Origin of the sequence: Sorangium sp. So ce1153 (assembly GCF_051521595.1) — a bacterium.
GTDB lineage: Bacteria > Myxococcota_A > Polyangia > Polyangiales > Polyangiaceae > Sorangium.
In genome coordinates, this window is sequence record NZ_CP150361.1 from 708,049 (window position 1) to 726,782 (window position 18,734).

Annotated in this window: 9 protein-coding genes and 1 CRISPR repeat array (1 of these 10 running past the window's edge); of the genes, 6 read left to right on the forward strand and 3 right to left on the reverse strand. The window is 72.9% G+C overall.

Features of this window, described 5'->3' with window-relative positions:
• Positions 1-3,711: direct repeats of the CRISPR family, unit length 36 nt; unit sequence CTCTCCGCCGCTGAAAGGCGGCGGCCCCATTGAAGC (it extends 409 nt beyond the left edge of the window).
• A 327-nt stretch (positions 3,712-4,038) separates the two neighbouring features.
• The 5 genes from WME85_RS02500 to WME85_RS02520 all read left to right on the forward strand — a co-directional run bounded on the left by WME85_RS02500 (position 4,039) and on the right by WME85_RS02520 (position 9,337).
• Positions 4,039-4,296 (forward strand): UPF0175 family protein, encoded by a 258-nt coding sequence (locus tag WME85_RS02500; RefSeq protein WP_437834982.1) that lies wholly within the window; start codon positions 4,039-4,041, stop codon positions 4,294-4,296.
• Positions 4,293-4,781, forward strand: coding sequence for a DUF3368 domain-containing protein (locus WME85_RS02505; RefSeq protein ID WP_437834984.1), 489 nt, complete (start codon positions 4,293-4,295; stop codon positions 4,779-4,781). Before WME85_RS02500 ends, WME85_RS02505 begins: the two co-directional genes overlap by 4 nt.
• Before the next feature lie 505 nt (positions 4,782-5,286).
• On the forward strand, positions 5,287-6,918 hold the full coding sequence (locus WME85_RS02510) for an RNA polymerase sigma factor (protein WP_437834986.1): 1,632 nt from the start codon (positions 5,287-5,289) through the stop codon (positions 6,916-6,918).
• Positions 6,919-7,241: 323 nt separating this feature from the next.
• Positions 7,242-8,066, forward strand: a complete 825-nt coding sequence (locus tag WME85_RS02515) for a hypothetical protein (protein WP_437834988.1) — start codon at positions 7,242-7,244, stop codon at positions 8,064-8,066.
• A 161-nt stretch (positions 8,067-8,227) separates the two neighbouring features.
• Positions 8,228-9,337: a hypothetical protein gene (locus WME85_RS02520; RefSeq protein ID WP_437834990.1), complete on the forward strand. Its 1,110-nt coding sequence runs from the start codon at positions 8,228-8,230 to the stop codon at positions 9,335-9,337.
• Positions 9,338-9,495: 158 nt separating this feature from the next.
• Here WME85_RS02520 and WME85_RS02525 read toward each other — a convergent pair whose 3' ends face one another.
• The 3 genes from WME85_RS02525 to WME85_RS02535 form a co-directional block, all read right to left on the reverse strand.
• Positions 9,496-11,058: an ATP-binding protein gene (locus WME85_RS02525; RefSeq protein ID WP_437834992.1), complete on the reverse strand. Its 1,563-nt coding sequence runs from the start codon at positions 11,056-11,058 to the stop codon at positions 9,496-9,498.
• A gap of 391 nt (positions 11,059-11,449) precedes the next feature.
• The gene (locus tag WME85_RS02530) at positions 11,450-12,541 is read right to left on the reverse strand and encodes a hypothetical protein (protein ID WP_437834994.1); all 1,092 of its coding nucleotides are present in this window, start codon (positions 12,539-12,541) and stop codon (positions 11,450-11,452) included.
• A gap of 10 nt (positions 12,542-12,551) precedes the next feature.
• The gene (locus WME85_RS02535; RefSeq protein WP_437834995.1) at positions 12,552-14,471 is read right to left on the reverse strand and encodes a protein kinase domain-containing protein; all 1,920 of its coding nucleotides are present in this window, start codon (positions 14,469-14,471) and stop codon (positions 12,552-12,554) included.
• A gap of 440 nt (positions 14,472-14,911) precedes the next feature.
• On the opposite strand from WME85_RS02535, the gene WME85_RS02540 reads away from it, so the two are divergent.
• Entirely contained in the window at positions 14,912-18,355 is a 3,444-nt protein-coding gene (locus WME85_RS02540) for a DUF2126 domain-containing protein (protein WP_437834997.1), read from the forward strand.
• Positions 18,356-18,734: the final 379 nt, after the last annotated feature.

The following is an 18,734-nucleotide window of genomic DNA, read 5'->3' on the forward strand; positions in this document are numbered from 1 at the left end:
CAATTCCAAATCAATGCGAACCATAATCTCTCCGCCGCTGAAAGGCGGCGGCCCCATTGAAGCAGGTCGTCATATGCGCCCGGCTCCGCCCACGGCTCCACGTCCTCTCCGCCGCTGAAAGGCGGCGGCCCCATTGAAGCGTGCGCAGGGGTCGTCGCTGCCACCGTCACGTAATACCTCTCCGCCGCTGAAAGGCGGCGGCCCCATTGAAGCAGGTCGACCCCGAGAAGACGAGCGAGCTTCCCGCCCTCTCCGCCGCTGAAAGGCGGCGGCCCCATTGAAGCGCTCTGCGCGCCGTCACCGATCCGAGCGCCGAAGAGCGGGCTCTCCGCCGCTGAAAGGCGGCGGCCCCATTGAAGCGAGCAGATCGGCGGGGCGAAGCGCATCCTGGTCCTCGCCCTCTCCGCCGCTGAAAGGCGGCGGCCCCATTGAAGCAACGAGCAGACCGATCTCGGCATCGTGCGGCTGGACCTCTCCGCCGCTGAAAGGCGGCGGCCCCATTGAAGCCAGTCGAGCGCGGCGCTCCGCCGGAAGTGCGCGATCCTCTCCGCCGCTGAAAGGCGGCGGCCCCATTGAAGCTGGGCGGTCGCCGCGGTGGCGCCGGCCTCGATCACCTTGCTCTCCGCCGCTGAAAGGCGGCGGCCCCATTGAAGCCGCAATGCCCGTCGGTGCCCTCCCGACGACATATGCTCACTCTCCGCCGCTGAAAGGCGGCGGCCCCATTGAAGCATCCGTGGCTGGTGTCGACGACGCCGCGCCCGTGAACTCTCCGCCGCTGAAAGGCGGCGGCCCCATTGAAGCAGCTGGCCCACGTCGTCGACCGCGCGATACACGCCGCTCTCCGCCGCTGAAAGGCGGCGGCCCCATTGAAGCTTCTCTCGTCCTGCCAGGAGCCGGAGGCCGCGGGGCCTCTCCGCCGCTGAAAGGCGGCGGCCCCATTGAAGCGGCTTGCGGACGTGCGCGACGGCGCGGCGCTCGCGCCCTCTCCGCCGCTGAAAGGCGGCGGCCCCATTGAAGCACGCTCGCCCTGCATCTGACCGGTGCGTCGCAGGCGGACTCTCCGCCGCTGAAAGGCGGCGGCCCCATTGAAGCGCGTACGGACACGACCCGATCCCGCTGGAGCGGTTCGGCTCTCCGCCGCTGAAAGGCGGCGGCCCCATTGAAGCAAGCTCTCGCTGGTCGCGTCCATGAGCTGCACGATGACTCTCCGCCGCTGAAAGGCGGCGGCCCCATTGAAGCTAGTCCAGCGCTGTCCGCAGCGACGTGCCGCCGGCGCTCTCCGCCGCTGAAAGGCGGCGGCCCCATTGAAGCCTGAGTCCGTCCGCACCAGCACGCGCCATCTCCAACTCGCTCTCCGCCGCTGAAAGGCGGCGGCCCCATTGAAGCTCTCTGGCGAGGCGCTTGTGCCACTTCCTGAGGGTCCTCTCCGCCGCTGAAAGGCGGCGGCCCCATTGAAGCAACAATGGCTGGACATGATCCCACAGCTCATCGTAGCTCTCCGCCGCTGAAAGGCGGCGGCCCCATTGAAGCATCAGATCCGCGACCCCCGTCAGGATCCCGTTGTCCTCTCCGCCGCTGAAAGGCGGCGGCCCCATTGAAGCAGGATGACGGTGACGCCCGTCTTCCCGCGCAGATCGACTCTCCGCCGCTGAAAGGCGGCGGCCCCATTGAAGCGCCTACAAGACCAGCTCGGGCAGCGAGACGACGAACACTCTCCGCCGCTGAAAGGCGGCGGCCCCATTGAAGCGGCTCGTGGAAGGCGCTGATAACGAACGCGCTCGGGCTCTCCGCCGCTGAAAGGCGGCGGCCCCATTGAAGCAGCAGGCAGTACCGCCGCGGTGTTCCGACGCCTGGCACTCTCCGCCGCTGAAAGGCGGCGGCCCCATTGAAGCGCGAGCTCCACGCCGTCGTCCGTCGACGCGACCATGACTCTCCGCCGCTGAAAGGCGGCGGCCCCATTGAAGCCCCAGGAACGGCGGTTACGCGCCCCTGGTGATCGAGGCTCTCCGCCGCTGAAAGGCGGCGGCCCCATTGAAGCGGATGACTCTCCCACCCCTGATCCAGCCTGGCGTCCACTCTCCGCCGCTGAAAGGCGGCGGCCCCATTGAAGCGACGCGCTTCAGCGTCTCGCCGCGGAACGTGAGAGGCTCTCCGCCGCTGAAAGGCGGCGGCCCCATTGAAGCGTCCTCGTCGGAGGGGAGGGCGCCCTCGACCTGGGTCTCTCCGCCGCTGAAAGGCGGCGGCCCCATTGAAGCGTCGCGCAGGGCGGGCCGCGCTCCCCGCGGTGAGGGGCTCTCCGCCGCTGAAAGGCGGCGGCCCCATTGAAGCTTGCAGTTGGGTCAGGCTTCCTTCGATGTATTTCGCTCTCCGCCGCTGAAAGGCGGCGGCCCCATTGAAGCTGGGAGCTCAGCGCTGGACGCGAGGGGCAGCAGCCGAACTCTCCGCCGCTGAAAGGCGGCGGCCCCATTGAAGCCCGAAGTTCGCCACGCTCGGCGCGCAGGTCGCCACCGCTCTCCGCCGCTGAAAGGCGGCGGCCCCATTGAAGCCCGAAGTTCGCCACGCTCGGCGCGCAGGTCGCCACCGCTCTCCGCCGCTGAAAGGCGGCGGCCCCATTGAAGCGGCGTCTGCTGAGCCTCGGGACGAACCTCGGCGGGCGCTCTCCGCCGCTGAAAGGCGGCGGCCCCATTGAAGCGGTGGGCCTCAGCTCCCGACGCAGCTCCAGCCTGACCCACCTCTCCGCCGCTGAAAGGCGGCGGCCCCATTGAAGCGATCACCCGGAGGTTCGCGCGGTGCCCCTTCGTCCACTTCTCTCCGCCGCTGAAAGGCGGCGGCCCCATTGAAGCGTGCCGAGCGAGCGGCAGATCCTCGTTGCTGCGTCCTCTCCGCCGCTGAAAGGCGGCGGCCCCATTGAAGCTGGGCTCGCAAGACGCAGCTGCCGCCCGAGGGGGACTCTCCGCCGCTGAAAGGCGGCGGCCCCATTGAAGCGGTCCCCCTGCGCCCCTTGCCCGTGCGGTGCGCGGCTCTCCGCCGCTGAAAGGCGGCGGCCCCATTGAAGCGCAAGGGAGCCGGTAGCGACCTGCACGCCGTCGATGTAGCTCTCCGCCGCTGAAAGGCGGCGGCCCCATTGAAGCTCGAACCCCTCGACGTCCCACCTGCCGGCGCCGATCTCTCCGCCGCTGAAAGGCGGCGGCCCCATTGAAGCGACTCCGCGATGGCCATGCCGCGGTAGAGCGAGGCGAGCTCTCCGCCGCTGAAAGGCGGCGGCCCCATTGAAGCAGCAGCGTGCTGCGGCGGTTGATCTGGGAGATGATCTCTCCGCCGCTGAAAGGCGGCGGCCCCATTGAAGCGGGCTGAGCTACCGCGCGGAGGACTTCGAGCACCTCTCTCCGCCGCTGAAAGGCGGCGGCCCCATTGAAGCGAATCCACTGTGGCGCGCGAGTATTCTGACTGGGAGGACTCTCCGCCGCTGAAAGGCGGCGGCCCCATTGAAGCAGGCGGAGAGCTCGGCGGCCGACCGCACGACCAGAGCTCTCCGCCGCTGAAAGGCGGCGGCCCCATTGAAGCTGCTCCTCGGCGCGCCGCGTCGCCGCGACCTCCTTGACTCTCCGCCGCTGAAAGGCGGCGGCCCCATTGAAGCAGGTAGGCGTGCGATCACGCGGCTCTCGACCTCGGGACCTCTCCGCCGCTGCAAGGCGGCGGTCCCATCGAAGCGGGCCCTGGACGACCTCGGGCCCTGACCGGAGACCTCCCGGCCTCCGTCGTGGGTGACGAAGAACGAAAGGACAAAGTGCTGAAGGAACGGGGGCCGCCGAAAGGCGGTCCCAACCGCGGCGAGGCGGCGGGCAAGGCGATCACCGTCAGCGAACAGGCAGGACTGCTCGAACCGTTCCGAGCGACAGCCCCGGCAGCCCGCAAGGACCAACGGCAACCTCGAGACGCCGGAGCCCCGCTGCCGGCGGGCGACCACCGGCCGTCGGCTCGGGTCGAGCCTGGCCGCTCGCAGGTCGCCCCAAGGAAGCGTATACTCGCGGCGGAACCATGGCCCAGGCGCACATCACGGTTACCGTCGATCTCCCACAGGATGCGGGCAGCGAGCCGATCGATGCCCTCGCCAGGCGGCTACGCTTGCTCTGGGCGCTGGACGAAGTGCGCCAGGGGCGCATGACGCGCGCGCGCGCCGCGCAGGTCGTCGGGATTGGAATCGACGCGCTCCTCCAGGAGGCGGCAGCGCACGGGGTCGACGCGATCGATTACGACCTCGAAGATTTTCGAGAGGAGCTTGGTGCTTCGTCGTGATCGTCGTCGCCGATACCACGCCACTTCTCTATCTATCGCGCATCGGCCACCTCGACATCGTTCGTGCGGTGCACCGAGAGATCCTTGTTCCGAAGACGGTCTGGGAGGAGCTCGTCACCGCGCGACCTGCCGAACCGGGCGTCGGGTCCCTCCTGTCCTCGCCTTGGATCCGCGTGAACGATGAGGTGGAACGAGCCGGCATCGACCCTGCACTGGTGAGCCTGCTCGACGCCGGCGAGGCCGCCGCCATCGCCCTCGCGGAGATGCTCCGGGCAGACACGCTCCTCATCGACGAGAGGAAGGGCCGCGCGGTCGCGCGGTCACGCGGACTGCGCATCCAGGGCACGCTGGGGTTGCTCGTCGAGGCACGACGCGCCGGCGTGATCGAGTCCCTCCGCGCAGTCCTCGACGACCTTGCGAGCGCGGGCTTCCGCGTCAACGCGCACCTCGTTATAGAGGCGCTGCGGCAGGTCGGCGAGGCATAGGCCCTCAGGAGCAGCGCTCCGCCCGCTGGGCCTGAGAGCAACAGGTGGGCCCGGCGCGCCCCGGTCGCGAGCACCTGGCGAGGCTCAACATGGCGGTCGAGCGCACCTCGGCTGCCGCACCCTGCGTAGCGCTCGCACCGGCACCCGGCGGCCTGCTGCGCTTCGCTCGAGTCGCCGCTTTCGCAGCTGCCCGGAGTCGCTCGCCCTTCGTTATCGACCCGGGAAATGACGTCGCCAGCGCACCCCCACAGGGGATGAGCCGGCCGGATCGAGGGGGAAGGAGGCCGCCCTCCCCGGTCCCCGATCCCCCGCGCTCGCCCACCGCCGCACCGCTCCGCCCAGCCCCGACGCCCCGACCGATCGGCAACACCCGCGCCCGGTCCGGCCGCCCCCTGCCTGCCGATTCCGTGACGGTCCCCGGAAGCCCCCCGTAATTCTATGTATGAGCCCTCTTTCTCTTCCCCCTCCTCCCCCTGACCTCGCCCGGCACAGCACCTGGGCGTCCATGCACGCGACCGCCGTCCACGTCCTCCCGGGGATGCTCCGGTACCTCGGCGTGGCCGAGGACGACATCGAGGACCTCTCCCAGGAAGTCCTGCTCGGCGCCTACACCAGCCTCCCCCGGTACAACCCTGAGTACTCCGCCGAGGCGGGCGTCCCGGCCTCGGCGCCGAAGCCGGCCCCTCCGCCACCGCCGGCGTTGCCACCCCCGCCGGCGTTGCCACCCCCGCCGGCCTCGCCACCTCTGCAGTACTTCGTGTCCGCCGCGCCCGCTGCCGCCGCCGACGCCCCGCCGGCGCAGCACGACACCGCGCTTCCCCCTCACGTCCGCCCGGCGCGCCACCCCGCCGGGCGATCGCGCCCCCACAGCCTCGGCAAGCACTGGCGATCGGAGTCCACCTGGCTCTTCGGGATCGCCTGGCGACAGGTCCGGCACCACCTGGAGCGCGCCTACCGGCGGCGCGAGGTGCCGGTAGGCCTCGCAGACGCGGCGTGCTTCGAGAATGCTGACGTCGCCCCGAGCAGCGAGCAGCGCATCGCCACGAAGGAGCGGGTCGCCGTCGCGATCCACCTCCTGGCGAAGATCCCGCCCGAACGTCGCGCCGTCCTGCTCCTGGCCGACGCGTACGAGATCCCGATACGCGAGATAGCGCGCGCCCTCGAGCTCAACGAGAACACCGCCGCGAGCCGCCTGCGCCTCGCGCGCGAGGACTACCGCGCCGCCGTGAAGCGCCTGCGCCCCGAGGAGCAGCACGCGCTCCGGTCCGGCCTGCTCATGCTCCCGCTCTTCTCCGTCGCCTCCTCGACCTTCGCCTCCGTCACCTCCCCGACCTCCGCCATCGCGGCGCCCCCCGTCCACTCCTCCGCCGCCGTCGAAACGAACGCGCCCGCGACCCGTCCCGACCTCCCGAGCGACCCCGGACAGCACGACCGCGCCGATCGATCCGGCCGCGTCGCGCGCGTCGCGCGCCTCGCACGGCCGGTTGCGCGTCTCGCCCGCCCGCTCGCCAGGTATCTCCGCCCGGCGCTGGAGTGGGGCACGGCAGGCGTCGGCGGTGCCGCGATGGTCGCCGCACTGGCTCGAGCGCCGATCCCCTGGGCCGAGCGCCTGGGTCCGGTCGCGGGACCGCTCATCGTCTCGAGCGCCGTCGACGCGCACGCGCTGTCGCAAAGGGAGACCCATCCGGGGGAAGCGCCGCGATTCGAGGCGCCGCGACTCGGCGCGACATCAGACAAGGAGACGCCCGCCCCCCGAGCACCCACGCCAGCGCCGGCCGATGTCCTCGGCCAGCACAAGCCCGCCACGCCGCAGCACCAGGCTCCCTCCGACCAGGACGACGAGCCGCTCGCCGAGGAGCTGCGGCTGCTCGATGCGGCCAAGCAGGCGCTCTTGCAAGGCGATCGCACGACCGCGGCGGAGCGCATCGCCGCCCACGAGCGACGGTTTCCGCAGGGCCGGCTGAAGCTGATGCGCGAGCGGCTCCGATCGACGGTGGAGGCGCCGTCTGCCGCGCCCACGGGGCCCGCCGCGCCCGTCGCACCCGCGCTGTCAGCGGTACCCGCCGCGCCCGCGCCCGCGCCCGCGCCCACGCCAGCCGCGCCCGCCAGCGGCGCCATGAGGCAGGAACTCCCGTGACGCCACACACGCAGTGCGCACGCCGGACATCGCATGGCGCGACAAGGCGCCGGCAGCGGATTCGACGCGCAGCGCTCGCCTCGATCGCCGCCGCCGCGATCTCCACCCTCGGGATCGCTCCGGCCCACGCCGAGCCCAGCTCCACGCCGACCCGCGTGCGGCTCGTGTTCATCCGAGGGCCCGGCGCCGAGCATTGCCCCGACGAGCAGTTCCTGCGCGCGGAGACAGCCCGGCGGATGGGAGGCGTCGATCCTTACGACGCGGAGGCTCCGCTCACGATGACCGCATCCATCGAGCGCCATCGCGACGAGCTCGCTGCCTCGATGTTCCTCCGCGACAGCAACGGCCGGGGACTCTGGGCCGACGGGTTCAGTTCCCGCAACGACTGCAGGCGGCTCGTCGCCGCCATGGCCCTGTCCATCGCCGTGCTGCTCGACGACACCGCGGAGCTCCCCGCGGCACCGGCCGCTCCGGCCGTTCCGGCGGAGCCCGCCGACCAGGCGATGCCCCGAGAGGAGCCCTGCTCGCCCGACCGACCCTGCCCGCCGCCGCCGGGCTCCGCGCCGGCACCGGCTCCACCCGCGCGCAAGACGCCGCCCGTGCGCGCGCCGACCCGGAACAGCGCGCCGGCGGTCCCGGCGGAGCGCTTCCGCTGGGCGGCCGGCCTCGATGCCGTGGTGGGCCTCGGGCTCACGCCCGGTGTCTCGGTCGGGCCGGCGCTGTCGATCGGCGCACGCTGGCCGGCGTGGTCGGTCGCGCTGGAGGTCCGCGGACTCTCCTCGCTGGCGGGGAAGACCGAGGCCGTGGACGTGTCGGTGTCCACCGTCGCGACGGACATCGTCTTCTGCCTGGAGCGCCGACTCCTCTTCGCATGCGGCCTCGCCGAGCTCGGCGTGCTCCGTGCGGCACCCGGCGTTCCGTTCGACGCGGCGTCACAACGGAATCTCAGCGCCGGACTGGGCGCACGGGCGGGCATCGAGTGGCCCCTTTCAGAAAGCGTATCAGGGCGGGCACACGCCGACGTCGTTCATCCCGTGGTCGCCGCCGCCATCCGTCGCCACCCGGGCGCGCCCACGCCCGAGCGCCCCGTCTGGAGCGCTCCTGCCCTCGCGGTGGCGCTCGGAATCGGCCTGAGGATGAATTTATGAAAACGATCTACCCACGAACTCAGTAACGACTCGCAGCGCTGAAGAGGTGAGAAAAATTTCTCGGCTCAGGGAATGATGCCCGTGCGGCTCTTCGTCATTCATTCATCTGTACCGAAGGTAGGCGCTTAAGTATGGTTTCACTCATGCGTGCATCATGGATCGTGCTTCCGGGAATCCTGCTGATCACTGGCTGCGAACAAGAGCCCATCATCATCACGGGCCCCTGTACACAAGAGGAGATCGATCTGGGCTATTGCACTCCGCCGCCCAGCACCAGCGCCGGCGGCGAGGGCGGCGCCGGCGGTGACACTGGTGCCGGCGGTCAAGGCGGCGCCGGCGGCGCGGGTGGCGCCGGCGGCGACATGCACAGCTCGCTGTGCTCCGGCCAGTGCGTCTCGCCCGCGCCGCTCGGCTGGTTCGGTCCGGCGCTGCTCTGGTCCGGCCCGCCCGAGGCCGCCCCCGACTGCCCCGCCGACGCGCCGACGCTCGGCTACGAGGGCTTCGCCGATCTCCAGCAGCCGCCCAAGGAGTGCGCGACCTGCGCGTGCGATCCGCCCGATGCCTCGTGCGCGCTCCCGAGCGGCTGGACGGCCTCCTCCTCCGCGTGCCCCGGCGACGAGCCCGGCACCGTGGCGACCTCCTTCGCGGCGCCCGACGGATGGGACGGCGCCTGCACCGCGGCGAACGCGATCCCCGCCGATCAGCTCTGCAACGGGGAGCCCTGCGTGCAGTCGCTCACGATCGCGGCGCCCTCGGTCACGACCAGCGCCTGCACGCCGCGCGTCGACGTGCCGCCGCCCGTCCCCAGGCTCGATCCGTGGGGAACGCGCGCCATCGCGTGCCTCGCCGGGGCGTACACCCCGTGCAACGACGCGACGGCGTGCGTGCCCGCGGCGCCGTCAGGGTTCCAGACCTGCGTCTTTCACGAGGGCGAGGCCGACTGCCCGGAGGGCTACGCGCTCAAGCGCACGTTCTTCAAGGACGTGATCGACAACCGCGACTGCACCCCCTGCGGCTGCGGCGATCCGACCGGCGCCTCGTGCACCCTCATGGCGTCCGTCTACCGCGACGCTGCCTGCACGGACCTGCTCGCATCGAGCCTCGTCAGCTCGAGCGTCCCGTTCTGCGTCGTCACGCCTCCCGGCGTCGGTCTCGGCAGCAAGTCGGCGACGATCGCGGCCGTGGAGCCGGGCGCTTGCGCTCCGCACGGCGGCGAGCCCGTCGGCGAGCTCCAGCCGAGCGCGCCGTCCACGTTCTGCTGCATCGCCTGACCTGATCCCTCCCGGGATCCTCCTCTCGAACGCGCAGCGCACCGCATCGCATCGCTGCATGCGCCATCGCATCGCTGCATGCGCCCCGCGCGCGCCAACGCCTCGCCACCTCGGCCGCGTGCTCGCAGCGCCCCCATCGCCCCTCAGCTCCCCCCGCCTCAACTCCCGGCCGCCGCCACCCCCCGCGGCAGCCTCGCCGTGAACGTCGTCCCCCGCTCCGCCTTGCTGTCGACCTCGATCGCCCCGCCGTGCGCCTTCACGATCTGGTGCGCGATGAACAGCCCGAGCCCCAGCCCGCGCCCCGTGCTCGTCCTCCCGCCCGCGGGCGCCTGGTGGAACGCGTCGAACAGCGTCTGCAGCAGCTCCGGCGCGATCGCCGGCCCTTCGTTGTGCACCTCGATCAGCAGGTCGTCCCCGCGCGGGCGGACGCCCACCCGGACGGCGCTGCCCGGGTCGGCGTAGTCGATCGCGTTCTGCACCAGGTTCGTCACCATCTGGGCGATGCGCTCGGGGTCCCAGGTCCCGGCGCCGCTCCCCTGCAGATCGAGCTGGATCGGCACGCCCGGGTGCGCCGCCCTGAGCTCGTCGACCGCGCTCTTGCAGACGGTATGCAGATCCTCCGGCCTCGGCGCGATCGGGATGCCGCCGCCGAGGCTGCTCCGCGTCAGCTCGAGCAGGTCGTTGATGGTCCGCGCCATGCGACGCGCGCTCGCCGCGATCCGCTCGACGTACCGCGCCTGCTGCGGCGTCAGGTGGCCGTGGTGGTCGAGCACGCTGGCCGCCAGCGCGATCGAGGTCAGCGGCGTGCGCAGGTAATGGCTGAGCGCGGCCATGAACCGATCGCGCAGCACGAGCTCCTCGCGCCGCGCCGCCTCCGCGCGCTTGCGCTCGGAGATGTCGATCGCCGTGCCGATCATCCGGACGCTGCGCCCCGCGGCGTCGAAGAACGTGCGCCCCTGCACGGCGACCCAGCGCTCCACCCCGTCGCGGATCCCCACGACGCGGTACTCGACGCTGTACTCTCCGCCGCTCTCCGGGCTCTGCGAGCGCTGCACGGCCTCCTCCACGCGCGCGCGATCGTCCGGGTGGATCCCCGAGAGGAAGAGGTCGTACCGGACCTCCGATTTCGCATCCAGCCCGGCGACCTCCCGGGACCGAGCGTCCCAGCGCAGCTTGCCGGTCACGGTGTCGTAATCCCACACCCCGACGCCGCCGGCCCGCGTCGCGAGCCGCAGGCGCGCGGCGCTGTCCTCGAGCGCGGCGCGCGTCGCCGTCTCGATCTCGAGGGCGCTCGTCAACATGCTCGCGTCCACGATCGCGTGGAGGACCTGCGCCTCCCTCACCCCGAGCGAGATGCCCTGCTCGGCGCACACCTCGATCAGCGCCGCCCGGAGGTGCGACAGCTCCCGCAGCGCCCCGGCGATGCAGCGGCCCTGCGCGACGCAGAGGCGCGCGTGCTCCTCGACCCGCGCACAGGCGCTGCAGAGCTCCCCGTCCCCGCCGGCGCGGGGCTCGACGCGCCGGCTCGCCGCGAGCGCCTCGAGGAGATCCTCCAGCAGCTGCGGAACCTCGCGGGCGAGCATCGGCCCGCCGGCCCGCTGCGCCTTCGTCGCCCTCGGATCCTCGAGCACCCGCCGCGTCCAGCGCTCGAGAACATCGCGCTCGCAGCTGCGAAGCCTGGCTGTGATCGATGTCTCCACGAACAGACCGGCGTCATCCATCGTTACAAAAGCGAGCGCGCGCCGGCGCGGATGTCACGTGCGGACACCCCCTGATTGGCTCGTCGGTGACCGTCACAAGGCCCCGCGCCTCGCACCTCGCCTCGCATCTCGCCCGCGGACGACCGGCGTCAGCCGCGCGCCGGCGCGGCGCTTCAGGTCCTGATGCTCGCCGCGCGCGGGGCGCTCATCGCCGCCAGATCCGGATACTCCGGGACTCGTGCCCTCCGAGCACTCCTCATCTCCGGAGCGCTGCTCGGCGAGAAGAGAGAATTAACCGCCAAGGACGCCAAGAGCGCCAAGAGAGAAGAGACAAGAGAAGAAATTCTGGCTCTCTCTTGGCGTCCTTGGCGTCCTTGGCGGTTGATTCTCTCTCGTCCGCCCTGGCCCAGCCCTAGAACCGCCCCAGCACCCCGACGCCGCCCCCGTCCGCGCCGAGGAGCGGCACGACGCGCGCCTGCACCCGGCCGGGCGAGCCCCGCTGCGCTCCGGCGGCGCGCGCGCCTTCCGCGGTCGACGGGCCGGACGTCAGCACCAGGATCGCCCCCGCGCCGAGCGCGGCGACGCCCACGCCGATGCCGATCGTGGACACGAGCGCCTTGGTCTCCGCCGCGTCGATCTCCTCGCGGCCACGAGGCGAGCATTGCTTGGCCGGACAGAGCGTCGGGTCGTCCTCCGCGTCGCTCGCCTGGCCCGCAGCGAGGATCCCGAACACCGCGCCGACGCCGAGCACCGCCGCGCCGGCGCCCCCGATCACGAAGCCCGCGGTGCGCAGGCCTCCGCCGCCGCCCGCGCTGCCGCCGCCGTCCCCGACGCCGACGCCGCCGCCCGCCGCGGGCCCCTGCGCGCCGGCCGTCGCGGCGGCGGCCGGCGCCGGCTGGAGCTTCGGGATCGCGATCGTCTTCAGGTCGGCGTTCTCGCCGACCTGCACGGTCGTCGACCAGACGTTGTAGCCGCTCGCGGTGGCCTCGACCTCGTGCGAGCCGGGATCGATCGGGATCGGCGTGCCGAGCGCGGCCGCGGGGATGTCGTGGGCGTCGACGCGGATCAGCAGGCCGGGCGTGCTCTCCGCGTTGAGCTGGAGCTTCGAGAGCCGCGGCTCCAGCGCGTTGATGTGCTCCTGCGCGAACGCCTCGCGCGCCGCGTTGCCCTCCTTCTTCGAGGCGAAGAGCGCCTCCTTGAACTGACCCCACGCCGTCGCCGTCCTGCCGAGCGCCTCGTTGCACAGCGCCAGGTTGAGCAGCGTGCCCGTGCCGGGCCGCAGGCGCTGGCTCTCCGCCAGCTTCGGGCACGCCTCCGCGTACGACTTCGCCTCCATCAGCCGGCGCCCCTCCTCGAACAAGGTCTGGGCGAGGGTCGGATCGCCCGCGCCCTGCGCGGCGGCGCTCGCGGGCGCGAGCAGGGCGGCCGAGGCGAGGACGACCGAGGCGAGGGCGAGGCGGGCGCGGCGGAGCGCGCGGGGGGCGTGCAATCTCGAGGGGATCATGGCTGTGGGCTCAGTGCGGGTCGTTCAGGTCGATGCCTTGCGGCGGTCGCTGGGTGTTCGGGGGCGGCGCGGTCCGGCCGGCCGGCGCGTTGCGGCCCCCGGCAGGTCGCACCGGCGCGGCCCTCACCGGCGCAGAAGCAGGCGCCGCGGCCGAGGCGCTCGCAGGCGCAGAGGCGCTCGCAGGCGCGGCGGCGCTCGCGGACGCGGCAGCGCTCGCCGCGCCGTCGGTCGCCGCCGGCCGGATCGACGGCTCGTCAGACGCCGCCGCCCCCGCGCTCGGCCCGGGCCGGTCGGGCGCCGGCGCCGCCGCGGTCGACGTCGCGCTCGCGGTCTCCGCCGGCGTCGCCATCGCGCCGCCCGGGTCGTCGGCGCCGCGCCCGCGGATCAAGAACACGCCGACGGCGATGAGCCCGAGGAGGAGCGTCGCCGAGAGCAGCGCGATCGCGGCGAGCACGGCGGGCGAAGCCTGCCACCCCGGGATCCGGCGCCCGTCCGAGGGGAGCCCCAGCGTTGTCGACGAGGCGAAGGTCGCGGCGGCGCGCGAGCTGATCGGCGCGTTGTACGGGCCGGGCACGATCTGCTGCGGCGCGGGCGCCGACGTTCCCTCCGGCGGCACCGGGCTCGGCCTGCCGCCCTCGCCGGGGTGCGTCCCGCGCGCGCCGGCGCCGGCGCCTGCCGACGCGGCCCGGGAGAAAGGCGACTGCGGGTACGGGTACGGCGTCGCGCCGTGCGCGACGGGCGAGGGCGCCTGCGAGAAAGGCGACTGCGGGTGCGGGAACGGCGTCGTCGCGTGCGCGACCGGCGAGGGCGCTTGCGAGAAAGCCGACGGCGCGTGCGGGTACGGCGTCGCCGGGCGCTGCAGCGCGGCGTCGGCCTGCCCGGCCCCGGGCATCGGGAGCCCCGGCCACGAGGGCTCGCGGAACGCCGGCGCCGAGCTCCTCGCGTCCGAGGTGAACGAGGGCTGCGACCCGCGCTGCCCGCCGTGCACCGCCGCGTGCAGCGACAGGCCGCCCATGCGCGCGATCCGGTCGAGGGTCGTGTAGCTGCGCGCCGGCGCGAACGGGGCGAGCGCCACGATGAGCTCGGCGATCGACGCGTACCGCTGCTCGCGCTCGCGCGCGTAGGCCTTCTCCAGCGCGCTCGCGAGCGAGGCGGGCACGTCGGGGCGGATGTCCCGCAGCGGCGTCGGCGTGCCGGTCAGCACCTCGGCGCAGAGCTGCGGCAGCGTCTCGGCGTAGTACGGCTGCCTGCCGGCGAGCAGCTCGTAGAGCGACACGCCGAGCGCGTAGATGTCGGTGCGGTGGTCGACCGAGCGCGTCTGCCGCATCTGCTCCGGCGACATGTACAGGGCCGAGCCCAGCGCCGCGTCCGTGCCGGTCAGGATGTCGACGGCGCTGGTCGCCATCTTCGAGATGCCGAAGTCGAGCACCTTCACGAGCGGCGAGCCGTCGGCGCGCCTCGTCAGGAACAGGTTCGCCGGCTTGAGATCGCGGTGCACGATGCCGAGCGAGTGCGCCTCGGCGATCGCCTCGCTGCCCTGCACGATGTAGTCGACCGCATCCTCGATGCCGAGCACGCCCTGGTCCCGGAGCAGGCGCGCCAGGTCGCTCCCGGTCAGGAACTCCATGACCATGTAAGGGGCGCCGCTCTCGAGCGTGCCGACGTCCGAGACGCGCGCGACATGCTCGCTCTTGATCCGCATGCCCGCCTTCGCCTCGCGCAGGAAGCGGGCCGACCCCTCCGGGTGCAGGGTGAACGCGGGGAGCAGGAACTTCAGCGCGACCCGCTCGTCCAGCACGACGTGCCGCGCCTCGACGACCACCCCCATGCCGCCCTGGCCGATGATCCGCTCCACGCGGTACTTGCCGGCGAGCACGGTCCCCGGCTCCACCGGGGGCAGCGATGGCTGTTTCGTCTCGGAATCCGACACAGCGCGCGATGATCACCGCTTCGCCCTCGGACGGCAAGCGCGCGGCGCCGCGGCAGGGAGCGCTGCATCGCGCGGCGGGCAGAACAGCGCGAAAGGCGCAGCAACGCCGTCGCCGCCGCACGATCGCGTCGCGCAGTCTCACCGCTGCTTCCTCCCACGGTAGGCCCATGGCGAGCACCCTCGCCATGGGCCGGGCGCTCGGCACGACCTCCAGCGCGCTCACGGACGAGCCTGCGCGACGCGCCACGGAGCTCGCCGCGCTCCGTCACATCACCGCGCCTCGCGCCGCCACACCGACGTTCCCTCGCCGAATCGTCGCGGAAACACTCCCGCGTTGCATCGCGGTCTGCATCGCAGTCAGCGTCGCGCAGCGTCGCGGAGGACGAGACGGAACGGGGTCACTTCTGGTTGGATAGGCCCACCCCCGGAGACAACCCACCGTGCGCCTGCTCATCCAGCACCGGACCCGTTACACATATCCCCGTCCCGCCTCGCTCGGCCCGCACCTCATCCGGCTGCGGCCCGCGACGCACGCGAAGGCGAAGATCGAGTCGTACAGCCTGAAGATCGATCCGCCGATCGCGGCGCACTGGCAGCAGGACCCCTACGGCAACCACATCGCCCGGGTGCTCCTGCCCGTGGGGGAGCGCGTCCCGCACTTCGACATCCTGGTCGAGCTCGCCGTCAGCGTGCGCCCCGTCAACCCGTTCGACTTCTTCCTCGACGAGCGCGCCGAGAAGGTCCCGTTCGCGTACCCGGCCGAGCTCACGCAGGACCTGGCCCCGTTCCTCGACAGCGCCGCTCCCACCCTCTCCCGCGGCCCGCTGCTCGACGAGTTCCTCGCCGGGCTGCCCCGGGACGGCAACACCGTGTCGCTCCTCATCGCGCTCAACACCGCGGTCAACCGGCGCATCAAGTACGTCATCCGCGAGGAGGCCGGCATCTGGACGCCGGAGGAGACGCTCGCCCACGGCCGCGGCAGTTGCCGCGACTCGGCGGTGCTGCTCATCGCGGCGCTCCGGTCGCGCGGGCTCGCCGCGCGCTTCGTCAGCGGCTACCTCGTGCAGCTGACCGACGAGGGGATGATCCCCGACCAGCCGCGCGGCGTGAGCCGCGACGTCGTCGACCTGCACGCGTGGGCCGAGGTCTTCCTCCCCGGGGCGGGCTGGATCGGCCTCGACGCGACGAGCGGCCTGCTCTGCGGCGAGGGCCACATCCCGCTCGCCTGCACGGCCTCGCCCGCGCTCGCGTCCCCCGTCGAGGGCACGAGCGACACGCGCGCGAGCGACGTGACCTTCGAGATGAAGGTCGGGCGGCTCGGCCACGAGCCGCGGCCCACGACGCCCTACGAGGAGCCCGTCTGGCAGGAGCTCCTCTCCGTCGCGGACCGCGCCGACGAGCGGCTCGCCGCCGCCGGCCTCACCCTGACCATGGGCGGCGAGCCGACCTTCAACTCGCGCGAGTACCCGGACGCCCCGGAGTGGCGCGAGGGCGCGCTCGGCCCGACGAAGTGGTCGCAGGGGCTCCGGCTCGCCCACGAGCTCCGGCGCCGGATCACGCCCGGCGGCCTCCTGCTGCTCCGGGCCGGCAAGCACTACCCCGGCGAGAGCCTCCCCCGCTGGGCGCTCGAGATCGTCGGCCGCCGCGACGGCGTCCCCCTCTGGACCGAGATGTCCCAGGCGCGCCACACGGATCCCTCGGTCTCGGCGCGCAGCGCGTCGCGCGGGCGCGGCCTCGCGCAGTCGCGGCAGTTCGCCCAGGCGCTCGCGGCGCGGCTCGGCCTCGGCGAGTTCCTGCTGCCGGCCCACGAGGACCCCTGGCGCCACCTCCAGGACGAGGCGAGCCTGCCCACCGAGGTCGACCCGCTCAAGGCGGACCTCGACGCCCCGGAGGAGCGGCGGCGCCTCGCGAAGGTCCTCGACCGCGGGCTCGGGTCCGAGGTCGGCTTCGTCCTGCCCCTCACGCGCCAGTCGGGGTCGTGGCTCAGCGAGCGCTGGGGCTTCCGGCGCGGCCACCTGTTCCTGCTGCCGGGCGACAGCTCCATCGGCCTGCGCCTGCCGCTCCGCTCCCTCGTCGCCGTGGCGCCGCCCCCGCCGCTCGAGGAGCCCGTGTCCCCGCCGGACCCGCGGCGCGGCGACCTCGACCCCGAGGAGGAGGAGAAGCAGCGCCGCCTCGAGGTGCCGGGCGACGCCGACGGCGCCGGCGCCGGCGTCGACACGCCGGACGCGCGCGCGGCGCATCGGCAGGCCGCTGTCGGCGAGCGCGGCGAGCGCGGCGAGCGCGCCACAGCGCCGCAGCGCGCCGCGCCCGCCGCGGGCCGGGCGGGCTACGGCGTGCGCACCGCGCTCTGCGTCGAGGCGCGCGACGGCATCGTCCACGTCTTCCTGCCGCCGCTCCTCTCGCCGGCGGACTTCTTCGAGCTCATCGCCGCGGTCGACGCGACCCGCCGGGAGACGGGCATCGACGTGCTGCTCGAGGGGTACCCGCCGCCGCCCGGCGCCGATCTGCTCCGCTTCTCGGTGACGCCGGACCCGGGCGTGCTCGAGGTGAACCTGCCGCCGACCGACGGGGTGCGCGCGTACGCGTCGCTCCTGGAGACGGTGTTCGACGCGTCGCTCCACAGCGGCCTGCACTGCGAGAAGTACCTGATCGACGGGCGCATGGCGGGCAGCGGGGGCGGCCATCACCTCACGTTCGGCGGCCCGACGCCGCTCGCGAGCCCGTTCCTGCGCCGGCCGGACCTCCTGGCCAGCCTGCTCACCTTCAACCAGCACCACCCGTCGCTCTCGTACATGTTCGCCGGCCTCTTCGTCGGCCCCACGTCGCAGGCGCCGCGCGTGGACGAGGCGCGCCACGAGACCCTCTACGAGCTCGAGATCGCGCTCTCGCGCGCCTTCGAGCGGCGCGAGAACGAGCCGCCGTGGCTCGCGGACATGCTCTTCCGCCACCTGCTCGTCGACATGACGGGCAACACGCACCGCGCCGAGGTGAGCATCGACAAGCTGTTCGATCCGCAGACCGCGCACGGGCGGCAGGGGCTCATCGAGCTGCGCGCCTTCGAGATGCCGCCGCACTTCCGGATGGCTGTCGCGCAGACGCTGCTCCTCCGCACGCTCCTCGCCTCGTTCGCCGGCGAGCCGTACACGGGCAAGCTCGTGCGCTGGGGCCAGGCGCTGCACGACCGCTTCCTCCTGCCGTACTACCTCTGGCGCGACTTCGAGGACGTGCTCGACCACCTGAAGCAGCGCGGCCTCGCCCTGCCCGCGGACGCGTACCGCCCGTTCATCGAGCTGCGCTGCCCGGTGGTGGGCACGCTGCACGCCGGCGACGTGACCCTGGAGGTGCGCAACGCGATCGAGCCGTGGAACGTGCTCGGCGAGGAGCTCACGACGACCGGCACGTCGCGCTACGTGGACTCCTCGATGGAGCGCATCGAGGTGCGCGTGCAGGGGCTCACGCCCGAGCGCCACCGCGTGCTCGTGAACGGCCACGTGCTGCCGCTCCGGCCGACGGGGGTGGCGTCCGAGTACGTGGGCGGCGTGCGGTTCCGCGCCTGGGCGCCGCCGCACAGCCTGCACGCGCACCTCGGCATCCACCACCCGGTCCACCTCGACATCCTGGACACGTGGGGCAAGCGCTCGATCGGCGCGTGCGCGTACCACGTGTGGCACCCCGAGGGCCGCGCCTTCGACGCGCCGCCGCTCACGCGCTTCGAGGCGGCGGCCCGGCGCGCGCAGCGCTTCACGCTCGAGGGGCAGACGCCCTGGCCGGTCACCGGGAAGCCGGCGTCGGCCCACGAGGACGCGCCGTACACGCTCGATCTGCGGCGCTACGCGGTCGATCGCCCGCCGCCGAAGCCGCAGAAGCCCGAGGAAGAGGGGTGACCAGGCGGGCGGCGGCCGGATGAGGCCGCTGCCTGCGCCGCGGGGGGCCAACCCCGGGACCGACGTGGGAGACCAGGGGCGTGTCTGGACCGATGTCCGGCGCCCACGGTCGAGGCGGGTGTGACAGTTTAGCGCAAGATGCCGTTGCCCGGGAAATCATGGGCAACGCGCGGCCGGGCCCAGCCATGGCCTGGCCCCCGCTGTGGCGATTTGCCTTCGAGCGATCTTCACGCGTCTTGCCGCTGCGGCGGCGGGCTGCCTCGCGCCGGGCTCGTCCCGCGCGGCGCCGCGGCTCTCCTGGGTTTGCTCGCCAACAGGTGAATCGCTGCAGAGCGTGATTGGTACGTCCCCTGCTTGGAGACCCGATGTCCCCTGCATC